This is a genomic window from Bradyrhizobium sp. LTSP857 (assembly GCF_000938285.1).
Classification (GTDB): domain Bacteria; phylum Pseudomonadota; class Alphaproteobacteria; order Rhizobiales; family Xanthobacteraceae; genus Bradyrhizobium.
The window spans coordinates 40,104-59,074 of record NZ_JYMS01000008.1 but is presented as its reverse complement, the minus strand read 5'-3'; the positions used below and the strand labels follow the sequence as shown (position 1 = coordinate 59,074).

The window sequence follows — 18,971 nt, the reverse complement described above, 5'->3', positions numbered from 1 at the left end:
TCCCCCACCGTCATCCTGGCGAAAGCCAGGACCCAAGCCGCCAAGTGAACGAAAGACTATTCGTCCTTCTTCGACATCTTCTCGAGGCGTTCCTGCATGTCCTTCATCTGCTGGCGCAGATCGTCGATGTTGGTGTCCTTGGCCGGCTCGGCGCTGGCGTCAAGTTCCGGCTCCGGCGTGCCCGCAGGGCGGCCCGCGGTGGGGACAAAAGGCTTGAACATCGAGAAGGTCTGCTGGAACAGCTCCATGTTGCGGCGGACCTGTTCTTCCAGCGGGGCAAACGGGGTTCCGGAGAGCGAGGTGGCGATCTGCTTGCGGAACTTTTCCTGCTCCTGGGTCAGCGACGCGATGGCCTGCTCGAGATATTTCGGCACCACCATCTGCATGCTGTCGCCGTAGAAGCGGATCAGCTGGCGCAGGAAGGTGGTCGGCAGCAGGTTCTGGCCGGCCTTGTTCTCCTGCTCGAAGATGATCTGGGCGAGCACGGAGCGGGTGATGTCGTCACCGGACTTGGCGTCGTAGACCAGGAAATCTTCACCGTCCTTGACCATGGAGGCGAGGTCTTCCAGCGTCACATAGGTGCTCGTTCCGGTGTTATAGAGCCGGCGGTTCGCGTATTTTTTGATGGTGGTGGGTTGGTCTGATTTCGCCATGGGCTCTCACTTGCAAACACTGAGAACGGGAACCCGGCGGGCTATGCCGCAGGGCGGGAAGAGTACGCAACGCAACAAAATAAGCATTTTCAAAGGGGGTACGCTACCGTTTTGTGCGGCACGGTTAATTGCACAGCAAAAACGTGCTTGCGAAATCGCCAAGAACGCTATTTTGAATGCGCTGCGGCATGAATTCGGTCACCAGCCGATTGACATGCCTCAACGACGTTAACAGGATGCCATTCGAGACTGGCGAGCCTTTTCCCAGCCCCGTCTGCCCCCATTCAACCCCAGGAGATGCCCATGTCAGACGATGTCGTCATCGTCAGCGCCGCCCGCACCCCGGTCGGAAGCTTCAACGGAGCGTTCGCGACCCTTCCAGCCCACGATCTCGGCGCGATCGCCATCAAGGCTGCGCTCGAGCGCGGCGGCATCGAGCCCGGTCGGGTCTCCGAAGTCATCATGGGCCAGATCCTGACTGCCGCTCAGGGCCAGAACCCGGCCCGCCAAGCCTCGATTGCTTCCGGCATTCCGGTCGAGAGCCCGGCTTGGGGCGTGAACATGCTTTGCGGTTCGGGCCTGCGTACGGTCGCGCTCGGTTACCAGGCGCTGCTCAACGGCGATTCCGAGATCGTGGTTGCCGGCGGCCAGGAATCCATGAGCATGGCCCCGCACGCGCAGTACCTGCGTGGCGGTGTCAAGATGGGCCCGGTCGAGTTCGTCGACACCATGATCAAGGACGGATTGTGGGATGCCTTCAACGGCTACCACATGGGCAACACCGCCGAGAACGTCGCGCGGCAGTGGCAGATCACTCGCGCCCAGCAGGACGAATTCGCGGTCGCCTCGCAGCAGAAGGCAGAGGCGGCGCAGAAGGCCGGCAAGTTCAACGACGAGATCGTCCCCGTCACCATCAAGACCCGCAAGGGCGACATCGTCGTCAGCGCCGACGAATATCCGCGTCACGGCGCAACGCTCGACGGGATGGCGAAGCTCAAGCCAGCCTTCGAGAAGGAAGGCACGGTCACCGCGGGTTCGGCCTCAGGCATCAATGACGGCGCCGCCGTCGTGGTGCTGATGACGGCTAAGCAGGCCGCCAAGGAAGGCAAGAAGCCACTCGCGCGCATCGTGTCCTGGGCGCAGGCCGGCGTCGATCCGAAGATCATGGGTTCGGGCCCGATCCCGGCCTCGCGCGCCGCGCTGAAGAAAGCCGGCTGGAGCGTCGGCGACCTCGACCTGATCGAGGCCAACGAGGCTTTCGCGGCACAGGCTTGCGCCGTCAACAAGGACCTCGGCTGGGACACCTCCAGGGTCAACGTCAATGGCGGCGCGATCGCAATCGGCCATCCGGTCGGCGCCTCCGGCGCGCGCGTGCTGGTGACGCTGCTGCACGAGATGCAGAAGCGCGATTCGAAGAAGGGCCTCGCCACGCTGTGCATCGGCGGCGGCATGGGCATCGCGATGTGTATCGCGCGCGACTGAAGACAGCTTACGCGTAACTTACGTGTAATTTACGCGTGCGCCGCACACATGAGTGAGTGCGTTGCACGCGATTAAAAAGGCGGCGGTTGCAAATCAAATATTCTTCGCAATCGTGCAAGCCTCGACTAAAGAGAAACGCCCGGCTCGATGCCGGGCGTTTTGTTCTTGATGTCCGTCAAACCTGCCCCATAATCCACCGTTAAAAACCATCACTCAGAAACGTCCGAAGAGTCCAAGGGAAGGAATACGATATGGCACGTGTTGCATTGGTGACGGGTGGTACGCGGGGCATCGGAGCTGCGATCAGCAAGGCGCTGAAGGCGGCCGGCTACAAGGTCGCGGCGAGCTACGCCGGTAATGATACGGCAGCGGAGAAGTTCAAGGCTGAGACGGGGATTGCCGTCTACAAATGGGACGTCGCGTCGTTCGATGCCTGCGCGGCGGGGGTCAAGCAGGTCGAGGCCGATCTCGGTCCCGTCGACGTGCTCGTCAACAATGCCGGCATCACCCGCGACACCCCCTTCCACAAGATGACGCTCGATCAGTGGAACGCCGTCATCAACACCAATCTCGGCTCGCTGTTCAACATGACACGCCAGGTGATTGAAGGCATGCGCGCCCGCAAGTTCGGCCGCGTCATCTCGATCTCATCGATCAACGGCCAGAAGGGACAGTTCGGCCAGGTCAACTACTCCGCGGCAAAGGCCGGCGACATCGGCTTCACCAAGGCGCTTGCGCTGGAGAATGCCAAGATTGGGATCACCGTCAACGCCATCGCGCCGGGCTACATCAACACCGAGATGGTGCAGGCTGTGCCGAAGGAGGTGCTGGAGAAGAACGTGATCCCGCAGATCCCGGTCAACCGCCTTGGCGAGCCCGAGGAGATTGCGCGCGCCGTGGTGTTCCTTGCGGCAGACGAGGCCGGCTTCATCACCGGCTCGACGCTGACCATCAATGGCGGCCAGTATCACGCCTGATAGAGCCGCCAAGCATGTAGCTTCAGGCGCGACAAGACGATAATGAAGACGCCATGCCCGGCCACGTGCCGGGCATCCGTGTTCTCAGAGCCTTTCGATCGATGAATCCGCGCACTGCCACCCTGATCGGACTGACCGCGATCCTGATGTGGTCGCTGCTCTCCGTGATGACGGTGGCGACCGGAAAGATCCCGGCGTTCCAGCTTGCCGCGATGACCTTTGCGATCGGCGGTCTCGTCGGTCTTCTCACCTGGATCGGCCGCAGCGAGGCGGCCAGGAGCTTGCGTCAGCCGTTGGTCGTTTGGGCCGTCGGCGTCGGCGGATTGTTCGGCTATCACGCGCTGTATTTCCTCGCGCTGCGCTTCGCGCCGCCGGCCGAAGCAGGCTTGCTGAATTATCTCTGGCCGCTGCTGATCGTGCTGTTCTCGTCGTTGCTGCCGGGCGAGCGGTTGGCCGTGCATCACATCATCGGCGCCGTGCTCGGCCTCGTCGGCACCGTGTTGCTGCTCGCCGGCAACACCTCCGGCTTCGCGCCGGGCCAGTTGCCAGGATTGATCGCGGCCTTCATCGCCGCGTTCGTGTGGGCAACCTATTCGGTGCTGTCGCGCCGGCTCAAGGCGGTGCCGACCGATGCGGTCGCGGGATTCTGCCTGGCCACAGCATTGCTCGCCGCGCTGATGCATGGTGCGCTTGAAACCACCGTGTGGCCGGAGACGAGCCTGCAATGGCTCTCCGTGATCGCGCTCGGTATCGGTCCCGTTGGTGCCGCGTTCTACGCCTGGGACATCGGCATGAAGCGCGGCGATATCCGTGTGCTCGGCGCCGCATCCTATGCGACGCCGCTGCTCTCGACCGGCTTCCTCATCGCCGCCGGCTTCGCCAAGGCCAGCGCCAACCTCGCCCTCGCCGCGATCCTGATCGCCGGCGGCGGCCTGATCGCGGCGAAGGACATGGTGCTGCGGAAGCGGTGACCGTCATTCCGGGGCGATGCGCAGCATCGAGCCCGGAATCCATTTATCCACGTCAGTAGTTGTGAGATGGATTCTCAGATGCGCAATTGCGCATCATAGCTCGCCGCTATGCGGCGCCCCGGAATGGCCGTGGTTAAGGCTCCCAGCCTTTCGGCGCGAGCTCGAATTTTGCGAACTCGAAGGCCGGTGCCACCGTGCAGCCGACCAGCGTCCATTCGCCGGTGGTCTCCGCCATCTGCCAGGCATCGGCCGGAACGATCGCCTGGGGCCGCTCGCCGCTCAAGAGATCCGTGCCGAGGCGCACCTCGTGCTGGGAGCAGCCATCGTGCGCGATGCGCAGCGCCAAAGGGCTTCCGGCATAGTAATGCCAGATCTCGACCGCATCGATGCGATGCCAGTGCGAGCGCTCGCCGCGGGCGAGCAGAAAATAGATCAGGGTCGAGCGCGAGCGGCCGTTGGCGTCCGTGGTCTGGTCGCGAAAGGTCTCGCGGTAATGCCCGCCTTCGGGATGCGGGCGGAGTTCGAGGCGTGCGATGATCTCGGCTGCGGTCGGCATCGATCCCCGTCAGAATTTGGTCTTCAGGATTTGTTCTTGCGCTCGCGCAGCTCGCTGAACACCGTGGCGGCATCCGCACCCTTCATGTGTAGCTTGGCTGCGACCGAGGGTTCATCAGCGCGGAGGAACACATTTGCTCGCTTCTCATCACCAAGCAGTGAGGGAATGGTCGGCTTGTTCTCCGCCCGGAGCTTCGCCACTTCCGCTGCACGCGCCTGGAGCGCCGCGTTGTCGGGCTCGACGGTGAGCGCGAACTTGACGTTGGAGGCGGTGTATTCGTGGCCGCAATAGAGCTTGAAATCGTCGGGCAGGGCACGCAGCTTCAGAAGCGAGTCCCACATCATCGGATGGTTGCCCTCGAACACGCGGCCGCAGCCGATCGAGAACAGCGTGTCGGCGGCAAACAGCGTCTTCTCGGTGTCGAACACGTAGGAGATGTGGTCGAGCGTATGGCCGGGTGTTTCCAGCACGCGCGCCAGCAGGTTTCCGATCTTGACCACGTCGGCATTGGCGACGCGCAGGTCGACGTTCGCAATCTTCGTCGTCTTGTCATGCGGCGCGACGACGCGGCAATTGTATTTTTGCTTGAGTTCGGCGACGCCGCCGACATGATCGCCATGATGATGGGTGATCAGGATGTCGGTGAGCTGCCAGCCCTCGCGCTCCAGCGCGTTGAGGATGGGACCGGCCTCCGGCGCGTCGATCGACGCCGTTGCCTTGGTTTCCACATCGTGGATCAGATAACCGAAATTGTCGTTTAAACAGGTGAAAGTACGAATTTCGGCGGCCATGACATCTCCATCGGGCTCAGCCCCGTCAGACAAATATGGCGTTAACGTTGCGCAGGCAATGCAATATTCGGCGCGCGGCCGCCGCCTTGTGCATGTTACATTGCCGTCATGACCATCGATGTCGTCGACCTCCGCGAGTTTTATTCCCGCCGCCTCGGGATCGTGGCGCGGCAAATGATCAATCGCGGCCTCAGGGAGCGCTGGCCGAGCGCTGAAGGTCAGCGCGTGCTCGGGATCGGCTATCCCACACCCTATCTCGGGCTGTTCCGCGAGGACGCGGAGCGCTGCATCGCCTTCATGCCGGCGGCCCAGGGCGTGTTGAAATGGCCGACGGGACGCCCCGCGCTGGCCTCGCTGGTCGACGAATTCTCGCTGCCGCTTCCCGACGCCGCGGTGGACCGCATCCTGCTGGTCCACGCACTGGAGATGTCGGACGATCCGGCCGCGCTCCTGCGCGAGGTGTGGCGGGTGCTGTCGCCATCCGGCCGCGTCATCGCGGTGATCCCGAACCGGCGCGGCGTGTGGACCCGGACCGACAGTACGCCGTTCGGACACGGCCGGCCCTATTCGCGTTCGCAGATCACGGATTTGTTGCGCCAGACCTGGTTCACGCCGACCTCGTGGGGCGAGGCGCTGTTCATGCCGCCTTATGCCGGCGGCTGGGTGCTCAAATCAGCGCAGATGTGGGAGCGCGCTGGTGCGGCGCTGTCGCTGCCCTTTGCCGGCGTCCACATCGTCGAGGCCACCAAGCAGGTCTATCGGGCGATCCCGGCCAAGCGCGAACGGGCGCGGTTGATTCCCTCGTTGAAGCCGGTTCTGGTGCCGTCCTCGACAGTGACGCGCACTTAAAAGCAAATCGTCCCGGCGAGGCCGGGACGATGCAGTTCAGGACATCAGAAGAAACGCTGCGGCTTACTCGCTGGGGGCGAGATCGTCGCCGGAAGTGGCCGGAGCCGCCTCGCGCTCGGGGCGAGGGCCGGCATGCGGCCGGCGGCGTCGTCGCGGGAAGCGCTCGCCGGCACCACCGCCTTCCACGCCAGCGCCCTGGCCGCCGTTCAGCTGCGGCTGCGGGCCGGTGATGAAGGAGGGCAGTCGATCGACGTTGCCGGCTTCAGCGACGACGACAGGCTGCGGCTGGTTCGGCGGTTGCGGCTGGGGCTGATATTGCGGCTGCGGACGGTGGTCGCGCTCGCGGTGCTCGCGCGGCTGCTGGTTCTCACGCTGATAGGGTTGGTTGTCCCGCTGCTGAAAATCACGCTGCTGCTCGCGCTGGCCGTCGCGCACATAAGGCTGCTGCTGCTGGGGCGGCTGCGGAACGAAGCCCGGCTCCTGGCCGAAGTTCGAGAAATTCTCGCCGTCGTCCTCGCTGTCGTCGCTGCTGTTGTTGACAGGCTCGTCGCCGCGCGGCTGCTGGTTCTGGCGGAATTGCTCCTGAGCCGTCGCGATCAGGCGGAAATAGTGCTCGGCGTGCTGGTAGTAGTTTTCGGCAGCAACCGGGTCGCCTGATGCGGAGCGCGCATCGCGCGCGAGCTGGAGATATTTCTCGGCGATGTGCGAGGCGGTGCCGCGGATCTTGATGTCGGGCCCGTTCGATTCGTAGACCCGGGTCATCGGGTTCTGGCCGCGCCGGTTGTGATTGTTGTTGTTATTATTGCTGTTGTTGTTGTTGCGGTTGCGCATCCGCTGCTTGTTCTGACCGTTTCTCATGTCCTGCCTTTAATTCCAGCCCTAAAGGTTGCACGCATTACTGATTGCTGTGAGTGACCCAATGACAGCGGTTCACATGTCTCGCGCGCAGCGCACGCGAGAGCGGATTAGACCCTGCCGATGTTCGTCGACCGTCGCGTTCAACAAGGACGCGTTCCCCACCCGCCAGCATTCATCGCCAGCGAACCCATTCATTTTGCCTGCCAAAACAAGCCCTGGTTTCTTGCGTTAATCTTCGCGCGCAATATCAGGCTTTCGTTCACGTTGCGGTCGGAAAGCAGCGTACCTCAATGGGCCATCGCGCTTAACAGAACCTGCGGCATGGAACCTTAAATCAGTGAAGCTCTCGCTTGAGAGCCCGGCTTTCGCCCGTAAGTCCACGGGGCCGACACCGATATGTTGGGAAGAACGTAGTCGTTCCAACCGGATATTCCAAGAGGTTTTTTGGAGCCCAATCCGGCTTTTATGGAGGCATTTTTCGGGCCGAAACGGCCCTCGGGATGCCCGCCAGGTCAGCCTTGGGCGGTCTGTCCACCGATAACGCGGCGGCGGTCATCAAGGTTTCAATATTTCGCGCCTGACCCTGTCCGGCCTCGACGATCAGCGCTCCGCCGGGGGCGAGCCGCTCAGCCGCCTGGGGGATCAAGGCGCGGTAGGCATCATATCCGTCGTTGCCGCCATCGAGCGCCAGATGCGGATCGTGCTCGCGGACTTCGACGCTCAATTTCGGGATTTCAGCTGAGGGAATATAGGGTGGATTCGACACGATGAGATCGAACGGGCCCGAGAGCGCCGCCGCATAGGAGCAGGCGACGAAGGCCGCGCGGTCGGCAAGGCCGAGCGCGGCGGCATTGCCCCTGGCAGTGCCGAGCGCGGAGAGGCTGAGATCGGTGCCGACGCCGAAGGCAGCCGGAATCTCGTGCAGCAGCGCGAGCAGGATCGCGCCGGACCCGGTGCCGATGTCGGCGATGCGCGGGCGATGGGATGTCGGCTGCTCGCGAAAAAGTTCGAGCGCATGCTCAACCACCGTCTCGGTATCGGGACGCGGGATCAGGGTTGCTTCCGACAGTCGCAACGGCAAACCCCAGAACTCGCACACGCCGAGAATGCGCGCCACCGGCTCGCCGGCGATGCGACGCTGCGCATATTGTGCGAGCTGCGACGCCTCGGCTTCGGTGAGGGCGCGGGCGGCCTGCGCAATCAGGCCGGTCAGATCGAGACCAAGCGCGGCGCCGAGCAGGATGCGAGCGTCGAGCTCGGCTTCGTCGAGCTGCGCCGATCTCAGCTGCGCGGCGAGCCCGCGCCGCGCGCTCTCGATTGGCTGTCCGGTGAAGGGATTGCTCACGCGCCGGTCACGCCGCCGCGCCTTGCGCAGCGAGCTGGGCTGCCTGGTGCTCGGTGGTCAGCGCGTCGATCAATTCGCCGATTGCTTCGCCCGCGATCACCTGCGGCAGCTTGTAGAGGGTCAAATTGATGCGGTGGTCGGTGACGCGTCCTTGCGGGAAATTATAGGTGCGGATGCGCTCGCTGCGGTCGCCGGACCCGACCTTCTCCTTGCGCTCGGCCGAGCGTGCCGCGTCGACGCGCTGTTGCTCGGCGTCGTAGATGCGTGAGCGCAGGATGTTCATGGCGGACGCGCGATTCTTGTGCTGCGAGCGGCTGTCCTGCATCATCACGACGATGCCGGTCGGGATATGGGTGATGCGGATCGCCGATTCGGTCTTGTTGACGTGCTGGCCGCCGGCGCCTCCCGCGCGCATGGTCTCGATCCGCAAATCGTCGTTCTTGATGTCGATGTCGACCTCCTCGACCTCCGGCATTACGGCGACGGTAGCAGCGGATGTGTGAATGCGTCCCTGCGTCTCGGTGTCAGGCACGCGCTGCACCCGGTGCACGCCGGACTCGAATTTCAGTTTCGAGAACGCGCCGCGACCCTGCACCTCCGCGATGATTTCCTTGTAACCGCCGACGGTGCCCTCGCTCGCCGAGATCACCTCGACCTTCCAGCCCTGAAGGCTCGCGAAGCGCTCGTACATCCGGAACAAGTCGCCGGCGAACAATGATGCCTCGTCGCCGCCGGTGCCGGCGCGGATTTCCAGCACCACGTTGCGGTCGTCCATGGCGTCCTTGGGCAGCAGCGCGACGCGGATCTTCTGGACCAGCTCCTCGATCTTCGGGTTGAGCTCTGCGCGTTCGGACTCCGCCATGCTGCGCATCTCGGCATCCGTGGTGGGATCGGCGATCAGCGCCTCGGTGTCGGCGAGTTCTTTGACGGCAGAACGATAGGCCTTCACCGCCTCGATCAGCGGGCCGATCTCGGCGAGCTCGCGCGTGACCTGCACGTAGCGCTCGGAGGAGAGCTGGCCGAGCGATTCGGCCTCGAGCGAGGCGTGATGCGCGAGCAGGACGTCCAGTTTGGCTTCGGGGAGTGACGACATCGGTATGGTCTCAAATGGCGGAAGGAGGCGAGGCGGCGAAGGCGGGCGGACGGGCCCGCTACAACGCCAAGCCCTCGGCCTCGGCAAATTCCGTCAGCTTCTGCCGGATCGAGACGCTGCCGGCCGGCGCATCCAGCAACGGGCCGAGCATCGCTTCGGCCTTTTTCGAATCGAGATCGATCACCATCGCCTTGACCGGGCCGAGCGCTGTCGCCGAAAGCGACAGCGAGCGATAGCCCATCGCGATCAGTGCCAGCGCGCCGATCGGCTTTGAGGCCATCTCGCCACAGAGCGACACTGACTTCTTCGCTGCGTTGGCTTTGCACGCGATCTCGCGCAGCACGCGCAGGATCGGCGCCGACATGGTGTCGAAGCGCTCGGAGACCTTGGCATTGCCGCGGTCGACCGCGAACAGGAACTGGAACAGATCGTTGGAGCCGACCGAGATGAAGTCGACCTTCTTCAGCAGCTCGTCGAGCTGGTAGAGCAGCGCCGGCACTTCGACCATGGTGCCGATATCGATCCGCTCCGGCAGCGTGTGGCCATGCTGGCGCAGATAAGTGAGCTCGCGCTCGACCAGCGCCTTCGCCGCATCGAACTCGGCGACCTCCGAGATCATCGGGAACATCACGCGCAACGCGCGGCCGCCGCCGGCGCGCAGCAGTGCGCGGATCTGGCCGCGCAACAGGCCGGGACGGTCGAGCCCGAGCCGGATCGCGCGCCAACCGAGCGCGGGATTTTCCTCGATCACGGTCTCCATATAGGGCAGCGCCTTGTCGCCGCCGATGTCGAGCGTACGGAAGGTGACGGGCTTGTGGCCTGCCGCATCCAGCACGGTGCGATAGAGCGCAAGCTGGTCGCTGGTGCGCGGCAGGCTCTGGCCGACCATGAACTGCAGCTCGGTGCGGAACAGGCCAATGCCGGCGCTGCCGGTGTCCTCGATATGGGGCAGGTCGATGGCGAGACCCGCATTGATCATCAGCTCGACCTTCTGGCCGTCCTTGGTGACGCAGGGCCGGTCGCGCAGCGCCAGATACTGCGCCTGGCGGCGAGCGCGAAAGCGCACGCGCTCGGCATAGGCCGCCTCGATCTCCTGCGACGGGCGCACATAGATCGCACCCGAGGTGCCGTCGACGATGATGGCGTCGCCGGGGTCGGCGATGCCCGTCGCGTTCGGCACCTCGCCGACCGCAGGGATTCCGAGCGCACGCGCCACGATCGAGACGTGGGAATTGGCGGTGCCTTCCTCCAGCACGATGCCGCGCAGGCGCTTGCGGTCATAGTCGAGCAGCGCCGCCGGTCCCATCGCGCGCGCGATGACGATAGCGTTGTCGGGCATTTGCTCGCGCGATGGCGCGTGGTCCTGGCCGACCAGCTGCCGCATCAGGCGGTAGCCGAGATCCTCGAGATCGTGCAGACGGTCGCGCAAATAGGGATCTGTCACGCGCAGCATGCGGGCGCGGGTGTCGGACTGCACGCGCTCGACGGCGGCCTCCGCCGTGAGGCCGGTGGCGACCGCCTCGTGCAGCTTGTGCGACCAGCCCTGGTCGTTGGCGAACATGCGGTAGGCTTCGAGCACGTCGCGGTGCTCGCCGCCTTCGGCGACGTCGCCGCGCTCAAGCATGCGGTCGAGGTCCGAGCGCAGCTTGGTGAGCGCTGTGTCGAGCCGTTTGATTTCCTTCGGCAGGTCCTCGGCGATGTAGTCCTTGATGACGACGCGCGGCTCGTGCAGCACGACATGGCCGAGCGCGATGCCTTCCGAGAGAATCGCGCCGGCCTTCTGCGTCGAATGGCGCGCGGCCGGCTCAGCGCCCGGCTGGGCGAGTGCGGACAATTCACCGGAGGCGATCAGCTCCGCCAACACCATGGCGGTGGTTTGCAGCGCCTCGAGCTCTTCCTCGACATAGGTGCGCTTGGCGCGGTTCTGCACCACCAGCACGCCGAGCGTGTTGCCGGCCCGCAGGATCGGCACGCCGAGGAAGGAGTGATAGATTTCTTCGCCGGTCTCCGGGCGGAACGAGAAGGCCGGGTGGCTTTGCGCGTCGTTCAAATTGAGCGGCGTCGCATCACTGGCGACGAGGCCGACCAGGCCCTCATGGGCGCTCAGCACGGTGTGGTGCACCGCCTCGCGGTTGAGGCCTTCGGTGGCGTAGAGCTCGAGCGTGTTGTCGATGCGCAGCACATAGACCGAGCACACCTCGGCCACCATATTGGCGGCGATCAGCACCACGATCTTGTCCAGCCGCTCCTGGGCCGAGACCTGCTCCGCCATGGTTTCGCGGAGCCGTCTCAACAAGACGCGGGGACCTCCCGACGCGCTCCGCACCGTCAATCTCCTCCGTCAGCCGGGCCCGAAAGGGGCTCCGGCGGCTCGCCCGAAAATCCAGAAAAACAACGAATTTGCTCATCCGGCGCCGGCCCCAAGCGATCGCTAGGACCGTCGCCTGAGCCGAATCAGCACCGCCTCCACTGGGGCACAGTTTGTGGCAGCCCACCCTGTTCGCCGTATAGCGAATTGGGGCTTGTTTTGCCAAGCAAAACGCCTGCCAGACGCGAAGGTGTGTACACCTTCGCGTTTGCTGCGACCGCTAAGAGAAAATTAGTCTAAGCCTGATCGAGACCGTAGAGCGTGTGCAGGGTGCGCACCGCAAGCTCGGTATAGGCGGTGTCGATCAGAACCGAGAATTTGATCTCGGAAGTTGTGATGGCCCGGATGTTGATATTCCGTCCGGCGAGGGCCGAAAACGCCTGGGCGGCGACGCCGGCATGGCTGCGCATGCCGCTGCCGATCACCGAAATCTTGGCGACGTCGGTGGCGGTGTCGAGCCTGATATAGCCGATCGTGGCCTTGGCGGCGGTGATCGTGTCCCTGGCGCGGGTGTAGTCGGCGGCCGGCACCGTGAAGGTGAGGTCGGTGGTCTTGCCGTCTTCAGAAACGTTCTGAACGATCATGTCGACGTTGATATTGGCGTCCGCGAGCGGGCCGAAGATCGACGCCGCCACGCCGGGCTTGTCCTCGATCTGGCGGACCGAGATCTGGGCCTCGTCCTTCGAGAAGGCGATGCCGGTGACGACGTGGTTTTCCATGATCTCCTCCTCGCTGCAAATCAGCGTGCCGGGCGGCTTGTTGGCATGCGGATCGATATCCTCGGGCTTGTCGAAGCTCGAGCGGACGAAGATCGGCATGTTGTGGACCATGCCGAGTTCCACCGAGCGCACCTGGAGCACTTTCGCACCCTGGGAGGCCAGTTCCAGCATGTCCTCGAACGCGATCTTGTCGAGCCGGCGGGCCTTCGGCACGATTCGCGGGTCGGTGGTGTAGACGCCATCGACGTCGGTGTAGATGTCGCAGCGGTCGGCCTTGACGGCGGCGGCGATCGCCACCGCCGAAGTGTCGGAGCCGCCGCGGCCGAGCGTGGTGATGCGATTCGTCAGGGGATTGATGCCCTGGAAGCCGGCGATGACGGCGACTTCCTTCCGCTCCTTGAAGCGGTTGATGATCTCGGTGCCGTCGATGTCCTCGATCCGGGCCGAGGCATGGGCGTCGCTGGTCTTGATCGGGATCTGCCAGCCCTGCCAGGAGCGGGCCTGGATACCCATGCCCTGGAGCGCGATGGCGAGCAGGCCGGAAGTGACCTGTTCGCCCGAGGCGACCACGGCGTCGTATTCGCGCGCGTCGTGCATCGGCGAGGCCTCGGTGCACCAGGCCACCAGCTCGTTGGTCTTGCCGGACATCGCAGAGACGACCACAGCCACCTCGTGGCCGGCGTCGACCTCACGCTTCACATGGCGTGCGACGTTGCGGATACGTTCGATGTTGGCGACGGATGTGCCGCCGAATTTCATCACGAGGCGGCTCATGACGACGCGTGCATTCCCTCTTAAGGATAAGTATGGTGACCCGCGCTGGACGGATGCCCTGCGGCTACCGACCGCGCGTATACCTAGCGGCGGGGCCGGGGGCAAGCGGGTTCCTGCGGGGGCAGGGCGCGGGGTCAGCAGGCCTTTGGGGGTAATGGGTTAACCGAGATCATGGCGCGTTATATCGACGAGATCCTGCAACCGGGCGAGCGGGTGCTGTATTCGACCAATGCGCACTGGATCTTCTATTTTCCGGCTATCCTGGCCTGGATCGTGGCCTTAGGCCTGTTCGCGGCCTCCCGTCAGATCGACATCTACAGCGCGATGGTGCTGTGCCTGCTCGGCTCGGGCCTCGTGGCGCTGGCCGCGCTGTATTGGACCGTGAAAGGCTGGTTCCATCGCTTCACGACCGAGACCGACGTCACCAATCTGCGGGTTGTGCACAAGACCGGGTTCATCAAACGACGCACCTTCGAGATGGCGCTGGACAAGGTCGAGAGTGTCGATGTGAATCAGACGATTCTTGGACGCATTCTCAACTACGGCGACGTGACCATCAACGGCGTCGGCGAAGGTCGCGAAACCATCCGGACCATCGCCTCGCCGCTCGCCTTCCGTAGTTCGATCACCACGCGGTAGGACCGCGCATATCCATGAGCATGCAGCAAAATACTTCCGCAGCCGAAAGCGCCCAGCCGGGCTCGACCGTCGACGCCGCCGAGATCGCAAAATTCTCGAAACTCTCGGCGGAGTGGTGGGACCCAAAGGGCAAGATGGCGCCGCTGCACCGGATCAATCCGCTGCGGCTCGGCTACATCCGCGATGCCGCCTGCCGCAAGTTCGAACGCAATGTGCGCAGCCTCAACTGCCTCGCTGGCCTGCGCGTGCTCGACATCGGTTGCGGCGCCGGGCTGTTGTGCGAACCGCTGTCGCGGCTGGGGGCGCAGGTCATCGGCGTGGATCCGTCGGTCAGCAACATCGCGGCCGCCAAGCTCCATGCCGACAAGGGGCATCTGTCGATCGACTACCGCTGCACCACGGTCGAAGAGATCGACCCGCGCGAGCGTTTCGACATCGTGCTGGCGATGGAGGTCGTCGAGCACGTCGTTGATGTCGGCGTTTTCCTGAAGCGGTGCGCGTCGATGCTGAAGCCGAATGGCCTGATGGTGGTCTCGACGCTGAACCGGAACTGGAAGAGCTTTGCCCTCGCCATCGTCGGTGCCGAATACGTCCTGCGCTGGCTGCCGCGCGGCACCCACGAATGGAACAAGTTCGTCACCCCCGACGAGCTGACAAAATACCTTTTGGACAACCGCCTTGTCATCACCGAGCAGACCGGCGTCGTCTACAGCCCCTTCGCCGACAAATGGACCCTCTCCTCCGACATGGACGTGAACTACATGGTCGTGGCGGAACGGATGGTGTGAGGGGGCAGTCCGTAAAGGCCTCGCTGTATCCACAACTTCGATGTCGTCCCGGCGAAGGCCGGGACCCATAGCCCCAGGGAAAAGTTGTGGCGCGAAGCTGGTAACCACGAGTCTTCGCCAAACCACTTCCTGTGCTTATGGGTCCCGGCCTTCGCCGGGACGACACTGAGTTTGTGGCGAGAGCATCGCTCCTATGACGTGGGCGTGATTGACCTGCTGCAATGCCAGCGGCAGGTTGGCCGCAAATCCTCTCCTGCCCAAACGCCCCCACCCATGTTCACCGTCACCAGCCTCTGGATTCCCTTCACTGTCATTGCCGCGTCCGGGCAGGTCGCGCGCAATGCGATGCAGCGATCGCTGACGAAGCCGCTGGGGACCTGGGGCGCGACCAATATCCGCTTCCTGTTCGGCTTCCCGTTCTCTCTGCTATTTCTCGCGGTGGTACTCGTCGTCTCCGGCGACCACATCGGCATGCCTCCGTCTGTGTTCTGGCCGTGGCTGCTGCTCGGCGCACTCAGCCAGATTGTCGCGACGGGCCTGATGCTGCTTGCGATGAACGACCGCTCCTTCGTGGTGACGACGGCGTACCTGAAGACGGAGGCGATCCAGACCGCGATCTTCGGCTTCGTCTTCCTCGGCGATCACCTGACCTGGCTCAAGGTGCTGGCGATTGTGATCGCGACCGTCGGCGTCGTCATCACCGCGCTGCGGCCCGGCGGTGAGAAGAGTTTTGCGGAGCTGAAGCCGACCATCACCGGCCTCGTCGCAGCCGCAGCGTTCGCGCTCTCAGCGGTCGGCTTTCGCGGCGCGATTATCAGCGTACCGGGCGTATCCTTCGTGACGGCAGCGTCGTTCACGCTGGTGCTCGGCCTGTTCGTGCAGACGCTGATCCTGACAATCTATCTGCTCTGGCGCGCGCCAAAGGTACTTCAGGCGATTTTGGGATTATGGAAGCCGTCGATGCTCGCCGGCTTCACGGGCGCCTTCGCCTCCCAGTTCTGGTTCCTCGCCTTCGCGCTGACGGCCGCCGCCAACGTCCGCACGCTCGCTCTGATCGAGGTGCTGTTCGCGCAAGCGGTGGCGTATTACTCGTTCAAGCAGCCGGTCGCGCCGCGCGAGATTTGTGGCATCGCGCTGATCGTGGTCGGCGTAGCGGTGTTGGTGGGGTTCTAGTTCCGGTCTTCCGGCAGCGTCGGCAGTGGCGAGACTTCAATGCCCTCGTCGATCAGCGATTTTGCTTCGTCGGGCGAGGCCTCGCCATAGATCGGGCGATGCTCCTTGTCGCCGTAATGCATCGCGCGGGCTTCGTTCGCAAAGCGCTCGCCGACATTGTCGGCGTTCTTGACGATGTGGTCGCGCAGCTCTTTCAGCTTGGTGCGCAGCTCGCGCTCCTGCGCCATCATCAGCGAGGTCGATCCGGACGGCGCAGCCTCCGCCGTGGTGGTCGTGGTCTCAGCGGCGGGCTCAGGCGGCGCGGTTGCACGTCCACGGCCCTTCTTGCCGACAATGCGCGGCGCCATGATCGCTTTCTCGACCTTGGCCGAACCGCAGATCGGGCAGGTCACAAGCTTGCGCTTCACCTGCGAATCGTACGCGGACGAGCTCTGGAACCAGCTTTCGAACGCGTGGTCGTGGTCGCAGTGGAGCGCGTAGCGGATCATGCCGATCCCCGCACCAAATGCAAATGGTCCGGCCCCGCCTTGGGGTCGGCGACGCCGAAGCGGCGGCCGTGCTGGAGCGACGGGATTGCCCGGCGCGCCGTCTCGACCTTGGCTGGATCGATCTTGGCCATGATGATGCCGGGCTCGACATCGCCCTCGGCGAGGATCTCGCCCCAGGGATCGATGATCAGCGAGTGGCCGAACGTCTCACGCTTGTTCTCGTGGGTGCCTGCCTGCGCGGCCGCAAAGATGAAGCAACCGGTCTCGATCGCGCGCGAACGCAGCAAAATGTGCCAATGCGCCTCGCCGGTTTTGCGGGTGAAGGCGGAGGGCACGGTGATGAAGTACGCACCGCTTTCGGCCAGCGCACGGTAGAGCGCAGGAAAGCGCACATCGTAGCAGATCGTCAGCCCGACGCGGCCCCAGGGCAGGTCGGAGATCACGGCGGTCTCGCCCGGCTGGTAATTGGCGGACTCACGATAGCTCTCGCCGTCCGGCAGCTCGATGTCGAACATGTGGATCTTGTCGTAGCTCGCGAGCACATTGCCCTCGGGCCCGATCAGGAAGGAGCGGTTCACCGCCTTTTCCTCTGAGAAGCGCAGCGCCAGCGAGCCAACATGGATGTGGATGTTCAGCTCGGCTGCGAGCGCGCGATAGGCCTTCAGCGAGGTGTCGTCCTCTTCGCTCTGGAGATGCTCGAACAGCGCCTTGCGGTTCAACTGCATCATGTTGCTGACTTCGGGAGTCTGCACGTAGTCGGCGCCGTTGGCAGCCGCTTGCCGGATCAGCTTCGTGGCCTCCGCGAGGCTCGGCTCGGGCATCAGGCCGGTGCGCATCTGGATCATGGCCGCGGTGAAAGTGCGATCTTCGCTCATGATATGGCCTTCACGCTCTCGAGCATGGCGTCGAGCATGCCTTCGCGATCGAGCGCGTAGAGATCGTCGCAGCCGCCGATATGGGTGCCGCCGATCCAGATCTGCGGGAAGGTCGAGCCCTCGCCAGCGCGGTCGTACATTTCGTCGCGCCATGACGGGTTCTTGGCGATGTCGAATTCCGTGAAGGTCGCCTTCTTGCGGGTCAAAAGCGATCGGGCGGCGGAACAATAGCCGCAGCCGGGCCTGGTGTAGATCTCGACAGCAGCGGTCATGTTGTCTGGCGCTCTCATGTCATGAATTCATTGAATTATATGGGACTTCACCGGGTCTCCACAACCCGGGCGAAGACCAGCACGTCCACTTGGGCTGCCTTGGCGCGGAGCAGGGCCCGCGCGCAGGCATCCAGCGTCGCGCTTGAGGTCAGGACATCATCGATCAGGACGATACGGCGGCCCTGAACCTCGGCCTGACGGTCCGGGGATACCTGGAATGCGCCCTGCACATTGGTGGCGCGCTGGGCCCGCGACAGGCCGATCTGCTGCTCGGTCGCCCGCACCCGGCGCAGAACCTCGCCCCGCAGCCTCACGCCGCTCTGCCGCTCGATGATTCGTGCCAGCGCTCCGGACTGGTTGTAGCGGCGTCGCCAGGCCCGGCGCCAATGCAGGGGAACGGGCACCAGCATGTCGGCGCCTGCGAGCAACTCGCCGCCCGCGCGCGCCATCCAGCGGCCCATGGCTGGCGCCAGATCAGTGCGGTCCTGGTATTTCAACGCGTGCACCAGCGTGCGGGCGACGTCGTCATAGCGCACCGCCGCGCGCGCCCGCTGGTAGGCCGGCGGGCTCGCGATCGCCTCCATCGACAGCATGTCGGGGCCGGGGTCATAGACGAAGGGAATGCCGAGCCGCGGGCAGTAGGGCGGGGCGATGAACGACAGCTTTGCCCAGCAGGCCGCGCAAACGCCTTCACCATCGACCGGTTCGCGGCAGGATACGCACAAGGTCGGCAGGGCAATGTCGAGCGCGAGTCGCGGAAGATGTGCAAATGCCTCGCGGCAGGCGCGGAGCGTGCCGCGCAGATGGCTCGAAATGGAACGTGGTGGTGATGCCTCGGCGTCCATCGGGCAAGGCTAGCGCTGTCCTGCGCCTCGCTCAAGTCGATCGGTGGTTCTTGTCTGTGCCCGGCTTACGGTTCTTTCGGAAACACAGGGCGGAAGAACGAGCGCTCATAGCGGGTGAAGCAGCGCGTTTGCTTTGCGAAGGCGATCGCTTTCTGAACGTCCGGATCCGCGGCGCTGTCTTTCCGGTACTGTTCGTAGGCCGCGAGGCTCGGGAAGCTGAACATCGCCAGCGCAACGTCGCTCGCCCCTTCCGATGGGAGGAAGTAGCCGTGGTGGACGCCGCCGAATCTTGGCACCAGTTCCAGCCACATCCTGCCGTAAGCTTCGAATTCGGCGAGCTTGTCCAGATGGACCTCGTATCGCAGGTAACAAGTGATCATCGTCTGATGCTCCGGTGCGCCGCGAACCTGGCGCTCATTGTAGCTTGGCCGCAAGCGCCCATGAAGAGGGATTGA

20 protein-coding genes are annotated in these 18,971 nt (G+C 64.1%); 7 read left to right on the top strand and 13 right to left on the bottom strand.

The genetic code is table 11. The features are described from left to right. Positions 1–56: 56 nt before the first annotated feature. Positions 57–653 carry a polyhydroxyalkanoate synthesis repressor PhaR gene (gene phaR, locus UP06_RS05595; RefSeq protein ID WP_045001267.1) on the bottom strand — a complete coding sequence of 199 codons (597 nt, stop codon included), beginning with the start codon at positions 651–653 and terminating at the stop codon, positions 57–59. A gap of 303 nt (positions 654–956) precedes the next feature. On the opposite strand from phaR, the gene UP06_RS05590 reads away from it, so the two are divergent. From UP06_RS05590 to yddG, 3 genes are all read left to right on the top strand, one after another. Next, positions 957–2,135 (top strand): acetyl-CoA C-acetyltransferase, encoded by a 1,179-nt coding sequence (locus tag UP06_RS05590; protein WP_045001266.1) that lies wholly within the window; start codon positions 957–959, stop codon positions 2,133–2,135. 251 nt (positions 2,136–2,386) lie between these two features. Further along, the gene (gene phbB, locus UP06_RS05585) at positions 2,387–3,112 is read left to right on the top strand and encodes an acetoacetyl-CoA reductase (protein WP_045001265.1); all 726 of its coding nucleotides are present in this window, start codon (positions 2,387–2,389) and stop codon (positions 3,110–3,112) included. A gap of 101 nt (positions 3,113–3,213) precedes the next feature. After that, positions 3,214–4,083: an aromatic amino acid exporter YddG gene (yddG, locus tag UP06_RS05580; RefSeq protein WP_045001264.1), complete on the top strand. Its 870-nt coding sequence runs from the start codon at positions 3,214–3,216 to the stop codon at positions 4,081–4,083. 133 nt (positions 4,084–4,216) lie between these two features. Here the strand turns inward: yddG and UP06_RS05575 are convergent, their stop codons facing one another. Both UP06_RS05575 and gloB read right to left on the bottom strand, forming a co-directional pair. Next, on the bottom strand, positions 4,217–4,639 hold the full coding sequence (locus UP06_RS05575; protein WP_045001263.1) for a cupin domain-containing protein: 423 nt from the start codon (positions 4,637–4,639) through the stop codon (positions 4,217–4,219). Positions 4,640–4,662: 23 nt separating this feature from the next. Beyond that, on the bottom strand, positions 4,663–5,430 hold the full coding sequence (gene gloB, locus UP06_RS05570) for a hydroxyacylglutathione hydrolase (protein ID WP_045001262.1): 768 nt from the start codon (positions 5,428–5,430) through the stop codon (positions 4,663–4,665). A 108-nt stretch (positions 5,431–5,538) separates the two neighbouring features. On the opposite strand from gloB, the gene UP06_RS05565 reads away from it, so the two are divergent. Next, entirely contained in the window at positions 5,539–6,279 is a 741-nt protein-coding gene (locus UP06_RS05565) for a class I SAM-dependent methyltransferase (RefSeq protein ID WP_045001261.1), read from the top strand. A 63-nt stretch (positions 6,280–6,342) separates the two neighbouring features. Here the strand turns inward: UP06_RS05565 and UP06_RS05560 are convergent, their stop codons facing one another. The 5 genes from UP06_RS05560 to UP06_RS05540 all read right to left on the bottom strand — a co-directional run bounded on the left by UP06_RS05560 (position 6,343) and on the right by UP06_RS05540 (position 13,436). Continuing rightward, a complete protein-coding gene (locus UP06_RS05560) occupies positions 6,343–7,137 on the bottom strand; it encodes a DUF4167 domain-containing protein (RefSeq protein WP_045001260.1) in 795 nt (264 codons plus the stop codon). Between the two features lie 463 nt (positions 7,138–7,600). Beyond that, positions 7,601–8,482 carry a peptide chain release factor N(5)-glutamine methyltransferase gene (prmC, locus tag UP06_RS05555; protein ID WP_045001259.1) on the bottom strand — a complete coding sequence of 294 codons (882 nt, stop codon included), beginning with the start codon at positions 8,480–8,482 and terminating at the stop codon, positions 7,601–7,603. Between the two features lie 7 nt (positions 8,483–8,489). Beyond that, positions 8,490–9,575: a peptide chain release factor 1 gene (gene prfA, locus UP06_RS05550; protein ID WP_045001258.1), complete on the bottom strand. Its 1,086-nt coding sequence runs from the start codon at positions 9,573–9,575 to the stop codon at positions 8,490–8,492. A gap of 58 nt (positions 9,576–9,633) precedes the next feature. Beyond that, positions 9,634–11,901 (bottom strand): phosphoenolpyruvate--protein phosphotransferase, encoded by a 2,268-nt coding sequence (gene ptsP, locus UP06_RS05545; RefSeq protein ID WP_045001257.1) that lies wholly within the window; start codon positions 11,899–11,901, stop codon positions 9,634–9,636. Between the two features lie 278 nt (positions 11,902–12,179). Beyond that, positions 12,180–13,436: an aspartate kinase gene (locus UP06_RS05540; RefSeq protein ID WP_045001256.1), complete on the bottom strand. Its 1,257-nt coding sequence runs from the start codon at positions 13,434–13,436 to the stop codon at positions 12,180–12,182. Between the two features lie 171 nt (positions 13,437–13,607). Here UP06_RS05540 and UP06_RS05535 point away from each other — a divergent pair, with 171 nt between their 5' ends. The 3 genes from UP06_RS05535 to UP06_RS05525 all read left to right on the top strand — a co-directional run bounded on the left by UP06_RS05535 (position 13,608) and on the right by UP06_RS05525 (position 16,036). Beyond that, a complete protein-coding gene (locus UP06_RS05535) occupies positions 13,608–14,075 on the top strand; it encodes a PH domain-containing protein (RefSeq protein ID WP_045001255.1) in 468 nt (155 codons plus the stop codon). A gap of 14 nt (positions 14,076–14,089) precedes the next feature. Next, on the top strand, positions 14,090–14,863 hold the full coding sequence (ubiG, locus tag UP06_RS05530; RefSeq protein WP_045001254.1) for a bifunctional 2-polyprenyl-6-hydroxyphenol methylase/3-demethylubiquinol 3-O-methyltransferase UbiG: 774 nt from the start codon (positions 14,090–14,092) through the stop codon (positions 14,861–14,863). 273 nt (positions 14,864–15,136) lie between these two features. Further along, positions 15,137–16,036 (top strand): EamA family transporter, encoded by a 900-nt coding sequence (locus UP06_RS05525; protein WP_045001253.1) that lies wholly within the window; start codon positions 15,137–15,139, stop codon positions 16,034–16,036. Here UP06_RS05525 and UP06_RS05520 read toward each other — a convergent pair. The 5 genes from UP06_RS05520 to UP06_RS05500 form a co-directional block, all read right to left on the bottom strand. Then, entirely contained in the window at positions 16,033–16,524 is a 492-nt protein-coding gene (locus tag UP06_RS05520) for a DUF1178 family protein (protein ID WP_045001252.1), read from the bottom strand. The genes UP06_RS05525 and UP06_RS05520 overlap by 4 nt on opposite strands. Next, positions 16,521–17,399: a carbon-nitrogen hydrolase family protein gene (locus UP06_RS05515; protein ID WP_045001251.1), complete on the bottom strand. Its 879-nt coding sequence runs from the start codon at positions 17,397–17,399 to the stop codon at positions 16,521–16,523. Before UP06_RS05515 ends, UP06_RS05520 begins: the two co-directional genes overlap by 4 nt. After that, a complete protein-coding gene (gene grxC / locus UP06_RS05510; protein WP_045001250.1) occupies positions 17,396–17,671 on the bottom strand; it encodes a glutaredoxin 3 in 276 nt (91 codons plus the stop codon). The genes UP06_RS05515 and grxC overlap by 4 nt, the downstream gene beginning before the upstream one ends. Before the next feature lie 47 nt (positions 17,672–17,718). Further along, the gene (locus UP06_RS05505) at positions 17,719–18,516 is read right to left on the bottom strand and encodes a ComF family protein (RefSeq protein ID WP_045001249.1); all 798 of its coding nucleotides are present in this window, start codon (positions 18,514–18,516) and stop codon (positions 17,719–17,721) included. Positions 18,517–18,581: 65 nt separating this feature from the next. Then, on the bottom strand, positions 18,582–18,896 hold the full coding sequence (locus tag UP06_RS05500) for an NIPSNAP family protein (protein ID WP_045001295.1): 315 nt from the start codon (positions 18,894–18,896) through the stop codon (positions 18,582–18,584). Positions 18,897–18,971 lie beyond the last annotated feature (75 nt).